Genomic DNA, 17,152 nt, shown 5'->3' with positions numbered 1-17,152 from the left:
TTTACGCCATAATGCAGGAGGCAGAATGCCAACTCCCCAAAATTACTCATTCATCGCCATAGCGGTATCAGCAGCGTTAGCCTCTATGGTATTTCCCTCCCAGGCGGCCTGGGTTGACGTTGATAGTCTGCCATCCAGTGGGCTAGTCAGCCAGTTGCCGCCGGAATTACAGGCCATTATTCCCGCTCAGGCCAGTACCGGTTTCACCAAAGTCGGTACCATGCCCAACTACGTTTATCAGTGGAATACCGGTACCATCCCGGTTTATGGCAATGGCCTCACGCTTAATGGGCCGGGCGCGGAGGCGTTTGAACACACTGTCACGGTTATTCAGAACAGCGGGACGGGAAGTCCGGGCGTGATTTTTGGCAACGACCTGACCATTCGGACGCAGTCGGCGAATGCCGCGAATAATGGTAGAGACGTCGATGGCATCCGTACTCACGGCGCAAATACTCCGGATAACCCGGTATTTATTATTACCGGTGACCGTACCAACATCTACGTGGATGGTCAGGATGGTGACGGTATTAACGCCGGATATAACTCACTGGGCCAGGGTTGGACCGGATCGGCCAATATTTACGTCGGCGACGATCTGTATATCAAAACAACAGGTAGCCAGGGACGTGGAATTACAGCTAACGCCATGCGGGATGCGTCACGTGCCAAAAATACGATTGTCGTCGGCAATCGTGCACATATTGTTACTACCGGCGACAGTTCGGAGGGGCTGCGTACCGGACAAAGCGGTTCTTTGATTCGTCTGGGTGACGATGCAACCATCGAAACCTCCGGCGCATCCTCAACGGGGATTTACGCAGCATCCTCCTCCAGAACCGAGCTTGGCAACAACACTACTATTACGGTGAACGGTGCCAGCGCACACGCGGTATATGCAACTAACGCTACCGTTAATTTGGGAGAGAATGCCACTATTAGCGTTAACAGCGCCAGTAAGGCTGCATCCTATAGTAAAGCCCCTGCCGGTTTATACGCCCTCTCCCGAGGCGCCATTAATCTGGCAGGCGGTGCGGCTATTACTATGGCGGGCGATAACAGTAGCGAAAGTTACGCCATCAGCACGGAAACTGGCGGCATTGTTGACGGTTCTTCAGGAGGTCGTTTCGTCATCGACGGTGATATTCGTGCTGCTGGCGCCACCGCTGCCAGCGGTACGCTACCGCAGCAGAACAGTACGATTAAGCTCAATATGACGGACAACTCGCGGTGGGACGGGGCATCATACATCACCAGCGCTACGGCGGGCACAGGCGTTATCTCTGTACAAATGAGCGATGCGACCTGGAATATGACCAGCAGCTCAACGCTCACTGACCTGACGCTGAATAGTGGCGCAACCATTAACTTCAGCCATGAAGATGGCGAGCCATGGCAAACGCTCACCATCAATGAAGATTATGTAGGCAACGGCGGTAAGCTGGTCTTTAATACTGTGCTCAACGATGATGATTCCGAAACGGACAGGCTGCAGGTTCTCGGCAATACTTCAGGCAACACATTTGTTGCAGTAAATAATATTGGAGGAGCCGGGGCGCAAACCATTGAAGGTATTGAAATTGTTAACGTTGCTGGTAATTCTAACGGTACTTTCGAAAAAGCAAGCCGTATTGTTGCCGGAGCCTATGACTACAACGTGGTGCAGAAAGGTAAAAACTGGTATCTGACCAGCTACATTGAGCCGGACGAACCGATTATTCCTGATCCAGTAGACCCTGTTATCCCTGACCCTGTCATTCCCGATCCGGTAGACCCTGATCCAGTAGACCCGGTTATCCCTGACCCTGTTATTCCCGATCCGGTGGACCCTGATCCAGTAGACCCTGAGCCAGTAGACCCGGTCATCCCTGATCCGGTCATTCCTGACATAGGGCAATCTGACACACCGCCGATAACAGAACATCAGTTCCGTCCGGAAGTGGGCAGCTATCTTGCCAACAACTATGCGGCAAATACGCTGTTCATGACGCGTCTCCATGACCGTCTGGGTGAAACCCAGTACACCGACATGCTGACGGGTGAGAAGAAGGTCACCAGCCTGTGGATGCGTAACGTCGGCGCCCATACTCGCTTCAACGATGGCAGCGGGCAGCTAAAAACCCGCATCAACAGCTATGTGTTACAAGTGGGAGGCGATCTGGCACAGTGGAGCACTGACGGTCTTGACCGTTGGCATATTGGTGCAATGGCAGGTTATGCCAACAGCCAGAACCGCACGCAGTCGTCTGTGAGTGACTATCATTCCCGTGGTCAAGTCACCGGTTACAGCGTCGGCCTTTATGGCACCTGGTATGCTAACAATATTGATCGGTCTGGGGCTTATGTGGATACCTGGATGCTGTACAACTGGTTTGATAACAAGGTCATGGGTCAGGATCAGGCCGCTGAGAAATATAAATCCAAAGGAATTACCGCCTCGGTTGAAGCCGGTTACAGCTTCAGGTTAGGTGAAAGCGCGCATCAAAGCTACTGGTTGCAGCCCAAAGCGCAGGTGGTATGGATGGGCGTGCAGGCTGACGACCATCGCGAAGCCAATGGTACCCTCGTCAAGGATGATACCGCCGGTAATCTGCTAACCCGCATGGGCGTAAAAGCCTATATTAACGGCCACAATGCTATTGATAACGATAAATCTCGAGAGTTCCAGCCGTTCGTGGAGGCGAACTGGATCCATAATACGCAGCCTGCCAGCGTGAAGATGGACGATGTCAGCAGCGATATGCGTGGTACAAAAAATATTGGTGAACTGAAAGTGGGTATTGAAGGGCAAATTACCCCGCGCCTGAACGTATGGGGTAACGTGGCGCAGCAGGTAGGTGACCAGGGCTATAGTAATACCCAAGGCCTACTGGGGGTTAAATACAGTTTTTGATTCAGGTAACAACAGAGCCGCTGATCTTCAGCGGCTTTTACCCGGAAGCGCTTTCATTTGGCTGATACGTTCCATGAACGGCTCCCAAAACAGCTTAATGTGTACAGAAAAATATCGGGCGTTTCCCGATGGTGAACATAAAGCCACGATGGCCCTGAGTCAGGATGGTGTAACTGATGCTTTTCCCTGGATAGACATAAAAATCGGGTAAAACCGTCTCGATAACCGCATCGGACAGTGTTTCGTCACGCGTGACTTTGTTGATATCCGTCGATATAAAATGGGTGCTGTCTTTATTTTCACTCCATACATAGGAAACATCACGGCGGATCACGCCGCTCATTTTATTATCGACGTAATACGTTCCGCTGATGGAAACCACCCCAGTACGTTTTTTCAGCGAATACATAAAATCCAGCGTCAGGTTAGCCTGAGTGTTGTTATAAAACACAATCACAGGCGCCGTACATTTCTCTGGATCCCGGTTCTTTTCCGTATACAAATGAAAAAGATGCCCAAGCCCTACTCCCAGAAACAGTAGCGTCAGGCAGGCTAACATCAGTGCCTTTTTACCCATGTGTCACCCCGCGGAAAAAAAGCGTCACGCAGCCTGTATCACCGCGCGTTTTATAAGGTTGCTGACAAATCAATGCCGTAACCGCTGGGGTGCGACTGCTGGAAGGGAAATAGACCCATGGGTATTTCTGACAATCCATACCGGTTTTTAGAATCATTGACTTATAGCTTGCAAAGCGGCTACCGCTTTCGATATCTTCATTCCGCGAGAAAAAATGACAGCCCTGAGTTGTTTCAACCAGCGTGTAGCGATCATAAAAATCCTTATCAGGAACGGTTTGCCAGCTTATGGTGCCAAGCAAAATACCGACAGCAAATGTCCCGGTCATCCAAAGTACAGGTACATAATGTTTAAACCAACGCCCTGACATACGCGGTGGCGTCTCACCCTTTTTTTCTATTGCCTGAGCGAAGTCTTTGCGGATGGTCATGATGCTCACACCAGGCTCAATCTGAAAGCCTCTACGCGGAACCGTGATTATCAGCGTATCTTCATTTTCGCCAACGGTACGTAATCCGCGGCGAATAATGGAGATATTCTGATAAAGCGTATTTGCCGACACCACCATGCCGTCTTCTTCCCACACTTTTTGAAAGAATGTTTGTTGTGAGACGACGGAGGGGGCGTTTTCCAGCAGAAGGCGCAAGCAGCGGCTGGCGGGCGTTGTCAGAATAATGTTGAGATCTGGCCTCGATAATGACGCCAGGCGATTCATTTCTGGATTAAATTCAATATTATCGTTAATTATCCATAACATCGCATTGTTACCATGCCAAAACATAACGTAGTTGGAGAGGGTTAATAGACACCACTGAGTATAGTCTGATGCTGTGGCTGCGTAGCAGGACATGGATTGTCCCCTGCACATACCGATCATATAGAAGAGCGAGAGGCATAAGACATTAACAGGTAAGCGTAGACACCGCTTTTCTCATTATAGCAGACTCAGGAGTGAAAGTACGTTTGGTTTTCTTGTTCGTTAAGTCTCCTGTTTTGTATTGAGGTGAGAATATCACCTTTAATCAGGTGGCCAAATTTACTGTGCCGCTACGCTTTAATATCTCATAGATAAATCATGAGAAAATATATCCTGACAATCTATATCATATGAAAGAGAGGGTTTTATTGAACGTGTTCTCTATAATGACTTGTAATATCCAAAAAAGCAGCACTCGTTATGTAGGGATAGTTTCCAATTTATTAAGAGTTATAGTAGCCATACTTAATAAAAGCACGCTTCTCACTTAATATTTAAGCTGTGCTTTATGTTATTTAAATATAAATAAGTTAACTCTTAATTGATATATTTCAAACTTATACTAAATAATTTTAAAACTATCCATCAGAAACAATTTGTAGGGACATAGTTTGTTTTTTCAATCAATAATCCTCTCTGACATGTAAAATAGAAACATTTATTCATAATATGAATATTGTTGTGATAACAGATTCGCGTGAAAGTAAATCGACTGAAGGTGATGCCGATGAATATTCCTTCAGAAAGAACTCAATAAGGTAATCCAGGATCGGCAACGGATTACTGTCATCAGCTTAAAAACGGAAATCGCCCCGGCGATTAATGACTTTAACACTGATAGTGATTATCAGTGAAAGGCAACAACAAGGAATGAATTATGTCTACACCCGCGAATTTTAACGGTCAACGCCCTGCCATTGATGCTAACGACGCAGTAATGCTGCTGATTGACCACCAAAGTGGCCTGTTTCAGACCGTCGGCGACATGCCGATGCCGGAATTACGCGCGCGCGCCGCGGCGCTGGCTAAGATCGCTACCTTATGCAATATGCCGGTCATTACTACCGCATCCGTACCACAGGGACCAAATGGTCCGCTGATTCCGGAAATCCATGCGAATGCACCCTACGCGCAATATGTCGCGCGTAAAGGGGAAATTAATGCCTGGGATAATGCCGATTTTGTACAAGCGGTAAAAGCGACAGGCCGTAAAACGCTGATCATCGCCGGTACTATTACCAGTGTCTGCATGGCTTTTCCAGCCATCAGCGCCGTCGCGGAAGGGTACAAGGTATTTGCGGTAATTGATGCCTCCGGCACGTACAGTAAAATGGCGCAGGAAATTACGATGGCCCGCGTGGTGCAGGCGGGCGTAGTACCAATGGATACCGCGGCGGTAGCCTCTGAGCTGCAACGTACCTGGAATAGGGAAGATGCCGCAGAATGGGCGGATGTATATACCAAAATATTCCCGGCCTATCAGCTACTGATTGAAAGTTATACCAAAGCGCAGGAAGTAGTAAAAAATAATGAACTGCTGGATTCTCAACGCGCATAAATAACGCCCTGAAGCGGCTAAATAGCCCCATTTAATGGGGCTATTTTACTTGCCATTTTGGACCTGGGCAGTGCTCGCCAAAACGCGTTAGCGTTTTGAACGCCGCTTGCGGCGGCCCGAAGGGCGAGCGTAGCGAGTCAAACCTCACGTACTACGTGTACGCTCCGGTTTTTGCGCGCTGTCCGTGTCCAAACTGGCTGCGCCAATAACGCCTGGTGGGATAGGCTCTTAATCAAATACGCCATTAATAATCGCCGTGACCACCGCGGTACTGAGCGCGATCAGCACCAGATTATCCCCAACGATTTTCCACTCATAGCCCGGATAATAAGGTAATTGTCCCAGCATAGACGCCGGCACCGTTTTTTTAGCGATTCCCGGCGGCAGCGGTTTTCCTCTCGCCAGATTTTTCGCAATCCCCGGAGGTAAAGACTGATAACCCGTCAGCCCTAAATTCACTGCCAGTTGCCTGGCGACAGCGTAGCTAATGTCCGACTCGACGTGATCCGGTTTACCGCCATTTTTACGGTGTTCCGTTTTTTGCCCGGCATTTCCTTTATATCCGTTACCGTTATTACCCTGATTAGCCGCGTTATTACCATGTCCGCCGCCATTACCATTTCCCGGATTCGCCAGCACAGGCGTAGCGCTCAGGGAAAACGTAATCAACGTCGCCAGGACGGCGGTTAAACCACGACGATTATTCATGATATTGCCCTTCTGATGTGGGATACCATGAAAATAGCGCCCCGCCATAAAAAGAACAACTACATCGATTCTTATTTTAAGCGGGGCTCGCCAACAGCAGCTTATCGTATCCAGATAGTCAGTAAAATCAGGATGATTGCTATCAGGACAACCTGATAAAAAATTTTGTCCAACCCTCTTTTTTGCATGGCGTCACCTCGTTAGAAAACGATTTGCCAGAGGGCTAAACACAACACCAACAGGCTAATCAGTAAAAATATCAGCGCGATGATTTTATCGGGTGAGCGATTCATCTGGGCGATCCTCAAACATTATTAAAACCACTGGCCAAAGCGTTTGATATAAAAGCGTTTCATGCCTTGCGCCACCAGACAGTAGCTCAATAATGTCGCCACCAACCACGGGAAGTAGCTCAGCGGCAGCGGCTCCAGTCCAACCATCGCGCCCAGAGGTGAGAATGGAATATAAATGCCTATCGCCATAATCAAGCCGGTCGTCAATAATACCGGCAACGTCGCCCGACTTTGGATAAACGGTATTTTCTGCGTCCTTAGCATATGCACGACCAGTGTCTGCGAGAGCAGACCCTCAATAAACCAGCCGGACTGAAAGAGCGCCTGCGCCTCTACGTTATTAGCCGCAAAAACGTACCACATCAGCGCAAAGGTTGTGATATCGAAAATAGAAGACGTTGGGCCAATCCATAGCATAAAACGACCAATATTTTTCGCGTCCCATTTCCGCGGCTTACGCAGGAACTCTTTATCCATTTTGTCCCACGGCAACGACAACTGCGAAATATCGTACATCAAATTCTGGATCAACAGATGAATCGCCAGCATCGGCAGAAACGGAATAAACGCGCTGGCTACCAGTACCGAAAAAACATTACCGAAATTAGAGCTGGCGGTCATATTCAGATATTTAATGATATTGCCAAAGGTTTCCCGCCCTTTGATAACGCCTTCCTCAAGCACCATGAGATCTTTTTCCAGCAGAATAATATCTGATGACTCTTTAGCAATATCGGCGGCGCTATCGACGGAAATTCCCACATCCGCATCACGAAGCGCGGGCGCGTCGTTGATCCCATCTCCAAGAAAACCAACGGTATGACCATTTTTCTGTAGCGCTTGCAAAATACGCGTTTTTTGTAACGGCGTCAGCCGGGCGAATACTGCGCGTTTCTCCACTTCAGACGCCAGTTCGGCATCCGACATCGCCTCAACCTGGGTTCCGGTCAGGATATCGTGCGTATCAATACCCACTTCCAGACAGATACGCGCCGTCACGACCGGATTATCGCCGGTGAGGACTTTGACCGCCACGCCGTTATCCCGCAACGCGGCAATCGCTTTTCCGGCGCTCTCTTTCGGCGGATCGAGAAAAGTGAGCATCCCTTCGATGGTAAGTTCGGTCTCATCCTCCACACTTAATGTCGGATTGTTCCCGGAACCATCCAGCTTACGTGTCGCTATCAGCAATACACGGAATCCCTGAGCATTGTAATCTTCGGTTTTCGCCAGCAGCAGCTCGCGGCGTGTTTCCGTCAGCGCCACCACACGATCGCCTTCGCGAAGATGGGTGGCTACCATCATCATCTCTTCAACGGCGCCTTTACAGATCAGACATCTGTCTCCATGCTGCGCATCCTCCACCAGGACCGATACCCGGCGACGTACAAAGTCGAATGGCAGTTCATCGCGTTTAATGAAGCGCGCTTTTGTCGATGGCGCGATGCGGCCCTCGCCAAAACGCAGTATGGCGCGATCCATCACATTCCGGGCGCCGCTCTGGCTGCTACTATTCAGCCAGGCCAGCATCAATACCCGGCTGCTTTTTACACCGCTCACATCCAGATGATGCTCCAGAAAAATATTGTCCTGGGTTAAGGTGCCGGTTTTATCTGTACACAGCACATCCATCGCGCCGAAGTTTTGAATAGCGTTCAGGCGCTTGACGATCACTTTGCGCCGCGACATCGCAATCGCGCCTTTTGCCAGGTTGGAACTGACAATCATGGGCAACATTTCCGGCGTCAACCCCACCGCAACCGCCAGCGCGAACAGCGAAGCCTCTACCCAGTCTCCCTTACTGAAACCATTAATCAGCAGGACAACCGGCACCATGATCAGCATAAAACGTATCAACAGCCAGCTCACGCTGTTGACTCCGCGATCGAAAGCCGTCTGGGTACGCGTACCCACAATGGATTTCGCCAGCGAGCCGAACCAGGTACGGCTTCCCGTCGCAACCACGACCGCTTGCGCTCTGCCGCTGGTTACATTGGTTCCCATCAGACAGATATTGCCCAAATCTAACAGGCTTTTATCTTTGTCAGGCAATTGCTCGCTGTCTTTACCTGCCACATCAGCCATAACATCGTATTTTTCTACGGGTAATGATTCACCACTAAGAATTGACTGGCTGATAAAGAGATCGCGCGACGCCAGCAGTCGGACGTCGGCGGGCACCAGATCGCCTGCGGCCAGAAAAACCACATCGCCCGGCACCAGTTCTTCAATGGGAATCTCTTCCTGCACCGCGCCTATATTGCCCGGCCCACGACGCAACACCGTGGCGGTGGTGCGAACCATCTTTTTCAGCGCCTGTGCTGCTCTGTTAGTGCGAAACTCCTGCCAGAAACGCAATAACCCGCTCAAACTGACCATCGTCAGAATAATCAGCACGCCGGTGAGATCGGTCTCTTCGCCACGGCGTAACGGGAGCCAGTAATCCGTGATGAAACTGACCCCTGCCAGTGCCATCAGAACGTAAATAAACGGGTTATTGAATGCCTGCAGAAGCTGAACCAGCACCGGAGGAACTTGCTCATGCGCCACTTCATTGCGCCCATACACTTTCAACCGTTCGCTGGCCTCTTCTATCGTGAGGCCCTGACGATGGCTGTTCAGCCGCGCCAGTGTCTCCTCCGGGCTATGAAAAGCTTCCGCTTCGATCGGAAATACTTTTTTATGCTGCTTATCATTTTCTGACGCCGGGCGATTGAGTTTCCGGTTTTCAATGTTCATGTCAGTCATGATGAATCCCCAAAATTAAGGTGTAGTGTTTCCTGCATATCACGCCCAGGGAATAGTAAACTCACGATTTGAAGGTGAATGCCCCGGGAGAATTATCTATGCATAAAAAAGGTTATTGCTTACTCACTATTTTGAGTGGGTTTTATTTTATCGACTCGGGAATATCCATCATTCCCTCCTTATACGCCTGGCGTAATGTTGAAATTGAATAAAAAACTATTATTGACTATCAATGCTCCAGTGAATTGCGGTGATATTATCGTTATCACCTATTCTGGATATAATCAGTTCTCGCGTTTTACGATAATCAGCATGACCCACAAGCTCGGCACGAATTTCTTTATAGCCCTGTTCCTGAGCGGGGACCGAACCTAACCCTTGTAAACAGATCGCGGCCTCTTTTACGATATTCAGTAACCACTGACGAACCGCGCTCTCATCTTCTTTATTACAGGTTACTTTCAGGATATAACGTTTTTCTCCCTCGGCGGATACCGGGAGTTGATTTATACGCTGCGCCGCTTCACGCAATAAAATATTGGCACAAAGAATAATGATCGTCGCCGCCAGCGCATTTTTGAACTGCCCTAAGCCGCATAACACGCCGATGCCCGCCGAACACCATAGCGTTGCCGCAGTGTTCAGCCCGCGCACATTCATCCCTTCGCGCATGATGACGCCCGCCCCCAGAAAGCCAATACCAGAGACAATCTGCGCCGCAATTCTCCCGGGGCTGTCTGGCGATGTCGTCATGGAGCTCAGAATAAAAACGGCGGCGCCTGTCGCCACCAGCGCATTAGTGCGTAAGCCCGCCATACGTTGACGCCATTGTCTTTCCGCGCCAATCAGCGCGCCCAACAGCATAGCGGCCAGTAAATTCAAAATATAAGGAAACATTAACATACGTTCCTCCATTTTTTCTGGAAGAATAAGTACGTGCTATATTTAGCACACGACAAATTTCTGCCCTGAGGCAATTAGCGTCGTGTTAACGGCGGAGGAAATAAAGCGTGTTTAAACATGAACATGACGATTACCTCGCGACAATGCGCGTGTTGTAACATTATTGGGATGACAATCGTCACAAGGGGAGATTGCTGCCCACCGGTTCGGCAAGCAGCGCAGGAATAGCGTGCGTTAACTTGCCAGATGATTTACGTAAAAGTGACTGTCCAACATATTACTCCTGCATGAATTTGCGCTTATTATAGTCAGTCAATATGTTCTGTAAAGTGCAAAGGCGGGGATAGTGACGATTTGTTTAAGTTTGTTTGATATTTTCTATGACAAAAAAATGACAATATTATGTCAATAACAGGCTCATCTGAAATCATTAAACAATAAATTCCTGCTTAATGCCGGCGATAGCTCTGTTATGATGCCTGCACGTAAAAAAATAAAACAACATGACGAGGAAAAAATGGGTTCCACCAGAAAAGGGATGCTAAACGTCCTGATTGCCGCCGTATTGTGGGGGAGTTCAGGCGTTTGCGCGCAGTACATCATGGAGCAAAGCCGTATGTCGTCACAGTTCCTGACGATGATACGTTTGTTATTCGCCGGGCTGATACTGGTGACCTTCTCCTTTATGCACGGCGATAAGATATTTTCGATTCTTAAAAACCGCAAAGATGCACTGAGTCTGCTGATTTTCTCCGTGGTGGGCGCGCTCACCGTTCAGCTAACCTTCCTGCTCACGATTGAAAAATCCAATGCCGCCACCGCGACAGTGCTGCAATTTTTATCGCCGACCATTATTGTGGCGTGGTTTGCATTAGCGCGAAGAACACGACCAGGCATTCTGGTCTTAACCGCCATTCTTACATCGCTTATCGGCACCTTTTTACTGGTGACTCACGGCAATCCAACATCGCTGTCGATCTCTTCAGGCGCGCTGTTCTGGGGTATCGCCTCCGCATTTGCCGCCGCCTTTTATACGACCTGGCCTTCCAGGCTAATCGCCCAATACGGCACGCTGCCAGTGGTCGGCTGGAGTATGTCCTTTGGCGGCCTTATTCTGCTGCCCTTCTACGCTAAAGAAGGAACGCACTTTGCGGTGAGCGGCAGTCTGATTCTGGCCTTTTTCTACCTTGTGGTGATCGGTACGTCGCTGACGTTCAGCCTGTATTTGAAAGGCGCGCAACTGATTGGTGGCCCCAAAGCCAGCATTTTAAGCTGCGCGGAACCGTTAAGCAGCGCCCTGCTGTCGCTACTGCTGTTGGGGATTAGTTTTACCTTGCCGGACTGGCTGGGCACGCTGCTCATTCTCTCGTCAGTGATTCTGATCTCCCTCGATTCCCGTCGACGCGCGCGGGCCGCTTAACGCCGTTGATAATCACGATGACCGGGCGGAAGAGGGAAAAGTTTAATGGCGCTTTGCCTTAATCTCTTCGTCAGAAAGCCCGGTAATCATCAGCACCATCTCTCGCTCGATCCCCTGTTCCAGCATCGTATGCGCAATACGCAAGGCTTCCTCCTGCTTACCTTGATGTATACCTTGTTGCACGCCTTCACGCTTACCTTTTCTGCGCCCCGATTCACGTATTCTGTCTACGATCGTCATTAATCTCTCCTTGTGTTGGGGAACACGACGCGCCACCTCGCGGATAAACTTGCCAAAACGAGGCGTGCTGCCATGCTGTATTAGCAAATAATTAAACAGCGCTTTTAGCTGACTGTCATTAGCGTTTCCCGTAATCAGAAGTACCGCTAAGCGCTCGACCAATCCCATCAGGTCGCGCTGACGTATATGCTTTTGTACCAGCTCCAGCATCGCGATACGTCGATGCTGCATAATCTCGTTATCCGGCACCACCGTAATGTCTACCAGTGGAAATGCCGTCGCATAAAGCTGACGCGCCAGTGCAGGATCGTCAAACTCATCCAGCCAGCAAAGCGAAAAGGGATACGGGCTTTTCGCGCCATGGTAAAACAGCATGGGAATCACCAGCGGTAACGTTTTATGGCCAGCATCCAGATGGCGCTGCATCGCGGCTGTCGCGTAACGCATTAACCGGAACGCCATATGCGCGTCCGGCGTACTCTGATGCTCTATAACGACATAGATATAACCGTCGCCTTCACACGTTTTTAGTGACCAAAGGACATCGGAATAAAACGCGCGTAAATTTTTCTCGATAAAACTGTCCGGCGCCAGTTTCAACGTCGTCAGATCGCAACGTATTCTTAGCGAATGGGGAAGATGAATATTGAGAAAATCCCGCGCGGTATCCGGATGGCGTAAAAACGTTTTGAATACCGCATCATGAGGCGTGGACGTGGGGCTTTTTTTCATGGCGATCCGTCACCTGAGGAATAAGATGACGCCACTGTACTCGCCAAAAATACAGACAGCATTCAGGAAAATTTAACCCTGCGAGGAGGCTCGAAAGGGAATCACTGACGGCTGCAATACGTACATTTTTTGCCCAGCCTGCTACGCATTATCGCCCGGTAGCGTAACGCTAACCGGGCCTACAAATACACGTCATCTGTAGGCCCGGTAAACGTAGCGCTCTTCAGCGATAAATCTCACACCAGCGCTTTGACTATCTCCATCAACCGAATGACGTCTTCGGGGCGCGTATTGCCGGTTTGCGGATCGATAATCGAGCTGTAAACATGCGGCATGACGCGCGGCACGCCTGCTTCCAGGCAGGTTTGCAGGATAATACCGAAATTATCCAGTGAGATACCGCCGGTCGGCTCGATGAGCGTCATGCCGTGGCGGGCGGCGGTTGTCGCCAGCGCATAGAGTTCCGGTAACGACTTTTCGCCGCCCATCGGGAAAAACTTCGCCGCATGTGCGCCCATATCCTGCATCATGCGTACCGCCGCTTCACAGGAAACGCGGGCTGGCGTTCCCTGACTGCTGCTGACGCCGGTAGAAATCACCACCTCGCCAGGCGTTCCCGTCGGGCTGACCAGGGCGTTGATATGCGTTTGCTCGCCGCCCGTCGCCGCCAGCGCGCCCGCCGCGAAGCCGCTGCCGGTAAAGGTCTGGTTGACATGGGCCGGGTGAGTATGGGCGGCAATCATCGCCGCTTTGTAGTACTGCGCCGGGTCGCCTGCGCCCAGACCCACTGAGATAGACGGCACCTCCGCCATCCAGCGTTTCACCTCCGGCACGCCCTCTTCTACCGTAGCGAACTGCGCGGAAAGTACGCCAATGACCGCATGGCCTTCGGCGGCTTCATAGATAGCCTTCGCGTTGGCGATATCCTTTGCCAGCACGTTAATCGCTACCCGCTGACGATAAAAATTAATCTGCTGCATGTTCTGCAATCTCCCTGAGTCGCGCCACAATCAATGCCATTTCCCCTTCGGCTACCGTGCGTGGATCGAGGCTAAAAACCCCCTGATGAAGCTGATATTTGCGGGCGTAAATCGCTATCTCGCCGCCGCGCAACTGCGCTTCGACGTCCTGCGCGTTCAGCCCCAATTCAGATGCGTTCACCCGCACACGAATACGCCAGATTGCACGCCCGGCCTCATCCTGTTCGATATCGGCATAAAGCCCATGGATGGCGGAAATCGCTTCCGCGATCGGCTGTAACTGTGCTGCGGTCACGGTCGTCTGGCCCTGGTGGTAATTCTCCAGCGCATACACCAGCCCAACCATGTTTTCCTTGCCGATTTTCATCGCCCTGGCAATCCCCTGGTGCTGCGCTTTGCAGGCGGCAATCCACGTTTTCTTACCAGTGATAAAGCCGGAGGTTGGCGCATTAAAGGCTTTCGCGCCGCTATAGATAACCATATCCGCGCCGCTCGCCACCCAGCCGCGCAAATCCTCTTCGGCGGCGGCATCGACAATCAACGGCAGGTGGTTGGCCTGCGCCACCTGTACAAAATCGTCAATGCTCAACATGCCTTTCTGTACGCAATGGTGTGATTTCACATACAGTAGCGCGGCGGTCTTTTCGTTAATGGCGCTTTCCAGTTGCCAGCGGGCCGCCAGATTGCTCGACCCCACTTCCACTATGCGCCCGCCGCCAAGACGAATGGCGCTGGTGACTGGCGCGCCGTAGTCCACATTATGCCCGCGCAGCATCACTACCTCATTGGCCATACCGGTACTGTCCGGCATCAGGGCGACGCGCGCCCGATCGCCGTGGGTGATAGCGGCAGCGACGGCAATGGCAATACCCGCCGAGGCGCACGAGGTGATATAGCTATCTTCAGCACCCGTATAGCGCGATACCAGTTCGCCGGTTTTTTCCACCAGCGCATCAATCTCGACGAAAGCGGAAGCCGCGCGCGCGGTGGCCTGCATGACCTCCGGCGCGACGCTTGAGACGCCCAGAATGGTCATTTTGCCGCAGGCGTTAATGACCTTTTTCAACCCCAGTTGTTGATAGATATTCGGCGTCATGATTTACAGCACTCCCAACAACGAACAGACTATGCTCAGTGCGACAATCGACAGCAAAATGGTGGTGTAGCGCGGCCCTTTTTTTACCAGATAGAAGTAGATGGCGAATACCGCCGCCAGTGGCAGTAAGCCCGGCGCGATAGAGTCGAGGATCTGCTGAACCACCACTTCAGATCCTTTCAAGGCGCTAATTTTTAACGGCGTGGTGATTTTGACGTAGCTGGCGGAAAGCGCGCCCATCATGATCAAACCCAGCACGTTGGCCCCGTAGATCAGTTCTTTGATTCGCCCCCCTTGCAGCAGGCCGATAATCGAATCACGCCCCAGCGTATATCCTTTGTGGACCATGCCGTAGCTGATCGCCAGGGTGATCGCCGGGTAGAGAATCAGCGGGATAATACCGCCCATCGCACTGCCATTTGCCGCGAACGGAATAAAGATCGCTATCAACAGCGGCATCACCGCCGCCCAGATAATCGAGTCGCCCATTCCGGCAAGCGGCCCCATCAGGCCCGTTTTAATGCCGGTGATAGACGAGTCGTTAATCGGCTCGCCGCGCGTTTTTTGTTCTTCCATGGCAATAGAGATGCCCTGAATCACCGCGCCGAAGGTCTGCTCGGAGTTAAAGAAGTTAAGGTGGCGTTTTAGCGCTTCTACCTGCTCCTCTTTTTGCGGGTAGAGTTTTTTGATGATCGGCGTCATCGAGGCGCAGAAAATCAGGCTTTGTAAGCGTTCATAGGAGCTGGAAACCTCGGCGCCCAGCCAGTAGATAAACCAAGCTTTGGTGATATCTGCTTTGGTCAGCGCCCCGCTTTCCCGCGCGCGCTCAACCAGTTCATGTTGCATTACGTCACTGCTCATCATGCTGCTCCTTCATTTTTCGCCAGGCCTTTAATCAGGAAGGCGACACAGGTGCCGAAGATGGCCATCGCCATGATGTCGACCTTGAGGTACAACACCGCGAAGAACCCGCCGATAAACCACGGCAACAGGCTCTTTTTACCGATCACCATAATGGTGATGGCAAAGCCCAGCGCCGGCAGAATGCCGCCCATGATTTCAAAGGAGTGGGTTAACCAGTGCGGCATCAGTTTAAGGAAACTTTCCACCACATCCTGGCCAAAGTAGTTAGCGGCAAAGACCACCGGGAAGCGCAGTACCAACCCCAGCAATGCCGGGTAAAGAAAGGCGCAACGCATGATGCCCGCCATGTTTGCCGTTTCCGCGTGTTTATCCGCCATATGCACCCAGGCGGCGTTCAGCGTGCGCCTAAGCTGATCGAGAAACACGCCAATCACGCCAAACGGGATTGCCAGCGCGATCGCCAGGTTTGGGTCCATACCGGCCTTCACCGCGATAGGAATGGAGATACAAGCCGCCAGCGCCGGGTCCGACGGCACGTTGCCGCCCGGCGTTGAGGTCACGCCCAAATAAACGAGCTGCATCCCTGCGCCGATAATCATCGCGGTCTGCATATTGCCAAGCAAAAGCCCGACAAATACCGCGATCACCACCGGTTGTAACAGCATCGCGGAGAAGGTGTAGCCGAGGCGTAAACGGGCAAACCAGTAATACAACCCCATCAGGCTTGCAAAGAGTAAGGTATCCATAGTGTTATCCTATACACTTCATCCTTCAGGCTGCCTCTTTGTTGGCTGCCTTCGCTCACCCCAGTCACTTACTTTAGTAAGCTCCAGGGGATTCACTCAGTTGCCGCCTCGATGCATCCAGAATGATTTTGTGTCTATTAAAGGGTTAGAATTTTTTCAGGATATCGTCGAGCGGCTGCGGCTTATCTTCCGGAATGGTCTGGAAAAATACCTGAACGCCACGGTTTTTCAGGTCGTTAAGAATGCCGACGTCTTTTTCATCCAGCGTAATATTCTGAAAAACCGCCTTGCGGTTTGGCCCGCCGCCGAGACCGCCAACCTGAATGCGGGTGACGTCAAAGCCCAGTTGTATGGCGTCCTGCACCGCCGCCAGTGAGGGAAAAAGCACCAGCACGTTACCGTCGCCAAGCTGATTTTCTTTCCATGCGGCGGCAAAACTCTGGTTGCCGAAGCAATCCACTTTGATATTTGGCGGCGCGGCCATCAGGTAGATATTTTTCATAAACGGATCGGCATCCAGTTCATCACTCACAACGGCTATCCGGTTCGCCTGAGATTGTCCGACCCACTTCGTGACAACCTGCCCATGAATGAGACGGCTGTCGATGCGGCATAAAACGATATTGGCCATGATGTT

Annotated in this window: 16 protein-coding genes; 3 read left to right on the top strand and 13 right to left on the bottom strand. The window is 51.1% G+C overall.

What is annotated here, in order from left to right; genetic code table 11:
• Window positions 1-25 precede the first annotated feature (25 nt).
• A complete protein-coding gene (gene misL, locus ACLJZ5_RS09600) occupies window positions 26-2,893 on the top strand; it encodes an intestinal colonization autotransporter adhesin MisL (RefSeq protein WP_024797509.1) in 2,868 nt (955 codons plus the stop codon).
• A gap of 94 nt (window positions 2,894-2,987) precedes the next feature.
• On the opposite strand, the gene ACLJZ5_RS09595 is transcribed toward misL, so the two are convergent.
• Together ACLJZ5_RS09595 and ACLJZ5_RS09590 are read right to left on the bottom strand one after the other, a co-directional pair.
• Window positions 2,988-3,452: a hypothetical protein gene (locus ACLJZ5_RS09595; RefSeq protein WP_001521985.1), complete on the bottom strand. Its 465-nt coding sequence runs from the start codon at window positions 3,450-3,452 to the stop codon at window positions 2,988-2,990.
• Between the two features lie 10 nt (window positions 3,453-3,462).
• Window positions 3,463-4,320: a transcriptional regulator gene (locus ACLJZ5_RS09590; protein ID WP_001278060.1), complete on the bottom strand. Its 858-nt coding sequence runs from the start codon at window positions 4,318-4,320 to the stop codon at window positions 3,463-3,465.
• Window positions 4,321-5,104: 784 nt separating this feature from the next.
• On the opposite strand from ACLJZ5_RS09590, the gene ACLJZ5_RS09585 reads away from it, so the two are divergent.
• Window positions 5,105-5,785, top strand: a complete 681-nt coding sequence (locus tag ACLJZ5_RS09585) for an isochorismatase family protein (RefSeq protein WP_000106467.1) — start codon at window positions 5,105-5,107, stop codon at window positions 5,783-5,785.
• 228 nt (window positions 5,786-6,013) lie between these two features.
• On the opposite strand, the gene cigR is transcribed toward ACLJZ5_RS09585, so the two are convergent.
• The 5 genes from cigR to ACLJZ5_RS09560 form a co-directional block, all read right to left on the bottom strand.
• Window positions 6,014-6,493 (bottom strand): anti-virulence regulatory inner membrane protein CigR, encoded by a 480-nt coding sequence (cigR, locus tag ACLJZ5_RS09580; RefSeq protein WP_024797510.1) that lies wholly within the window; start codon window positions 6,491-6,493, stop codon window positions 6,014-6,016.
• Between the two features lie 101 nt (window positions 6,494-6,594).
• Window positions 6,595-6,681 carry a magnesium transporter protection protein MgtU gene (gene mgtU / locus ACLJZ5_RS09575; RefSeq protein ID WP_252515021.1) on the bottom strand — a complete coding sequence of 29 codons (87 nt, stop codon included), beginning with the start codon at window positions 6,679-6,681 and terminating at the stop codon, window positions 6,595-6,597.
• Between the two features lie 12 nt (window positions 6,682-6,693).
• Complete coding sequence (gene mgtR, locus ACLJZ5_RS09570) at window positions 6,694-6,786, bottom strand: protein MgtR (protein WP_001082117.1); 93 nt, start codon at window positions 6,784-6,786, stop codon at window positions 6,694-6,696.
• Between the two features lie 21 nt (window positions 6,787-6,807).
• A complete protein-coding gene (mgtA, locus tag ACLJZ5_RS09565) occupies window positions 6,808-9,534 on the bottom strand; it encodes a magnesium-translocating P-type ATPase (RefSeq protein ID WP_000131299.1) in 2,727 nt (908 codons plus the stop codon).
• Between the two features lie 219 nt (window positions 9,535-9,753).
• Window positions 9,754-10,449: an MgtC family protein gene (locus tag ACLJZ5_RS09560; RefSeq protein WP_000392699.1), complete on the bottom strand. Its 696-nt coding sequence runs from the start codon at window positions 10,447-10,449 to the stop codon at window positions 9,754-9,756.
• Window positions 10,450-10,954: 505 nt separating this feature from the next.
• Between ACLJZ5_RS09560 and ACLJZ5_RS09555 the strand changes: the two genes are divergently transcribed.
• The gene (locus tag ACLJZ5_RS09555) at window positions 10,955-11,857 is read left to right on the top strand and encodes an EamA family transporter (protein WP_000535970.1); all 903 of its coding nucleotides are present in this window, start codon (window positions 10,955-10,957) and stop codon (window positions 11,855-11,857) included.
• A 42-nt stretch (window positions 11,858-11,899) separates the two neighbouring features.
• On the opposite strand, the gene ACLJZ5_RS09550 is transcribed toward ACLJZ5_RS09555, so the two are convergent.
• From ACLJZ5_RS09550 to ACLJZ5_RS09525, 6 genes are all read right to left on the bottom strand, one after another.
• Window positions 11,900-12,829: an Rpn family recombination-promoting nuclease/putative transposase gene (locus ACLJZ5_RS09550; protein WP_000749536.1), complete on the bottom strand. Its 930-nt coding sequence runs from the start codon at window positions 12,827-12,829 to the stop codon at window positions 11,900-11,902.
• A gap of 236 nt (window positions 12,830-13,065) precedes the next feature.
• A complete protein-coding gene (dagF, locus tag ACLJZ5_RS09545) occupies window positions 13,066-13,809 on the bottom strand; it encodes a 2-dehydro-3-deoxy-phosphogluconate aldolase (RefSeq protein ID WP_001186147.1) in 744 nt (247 codons plus the stop codon).
• Complete coding sequence (dgaE, locus tag ACLJZ5_RS09540; protein WP_024798474.1) at window positions 13,796-14,905, bottom strand: D-glucosaminate-6-phosphate ammonia lyase; 1,110 nt, start codon at window positions 14,903-14,905, stop codon at window positions 13,796-13,798. The genes dagF and dgaE overlap by 14 nt, the downstream gene beginning before the upstream one ends.
• A 3-nt stretch (window positions 14,906-14,908) precedes the next feature.
• Complete coding sequence (locus ACLJZ5_RS09535) at window positions 14,909-15,769, bottom strand: PTS system mannose/fructose/sorbose family transporter subunit IID (protein ID WP_001526325.1); 861 nt, start codon at window positions 15,767-15,769, stop codon at window positions 14,909-14,911.
• On the bottom strand, window positions 15,766-16,515 hold the full coding sequence (locus ACLJZ5_RS09530) for a PTS mannose/fructose/sorbose/N-acetylgalactosamine transporter subunit IIC (RefSeq protein ID WP_000380259.1): 750 nt from the start codon (window positions 16,513-16,515) through the stop codon (window positions 15,766-15,768). Before ACLJZ5_RS09530 ends, ACLJZ5_RS09535 begins: the two co-directional genes overlap by 4 nt.
• A 145-nt stretch (window positions 16,516-16,660) precedes the next feature.
• Window positions 16,661-17,146 (bottom strand): PTS system mannose/fructose/N-acetylgalactosamine-transporter subunit IIB, encoded by a 486-nt coding sequence (locus ACLJZ5_RS09525; RefSeq protein ID WP_001284295.1) that lies wholly within the window; start codon window positions 17,144-17,146, stop codon window positions 16,661-16,663.
• Window positions 17,147-17,152: the final 6 nt, after the last annotated feature.

Source organism: Salmonella sp. 5800 (assembly GCF_046558195.1).
In the GTDB taxonomy this organism is placed as follows: domain Bacteria; phylum Pseudomonadota; class Gammaproteobacteria; order Enterobacterales; family Enterobacteriaceae; genus Salmonella; species Salmonella enterica.
Note: the sequence above shows the minus strand (reverse complement) of the source record. Positions and strands in the feature narration are given on the sequence as shown.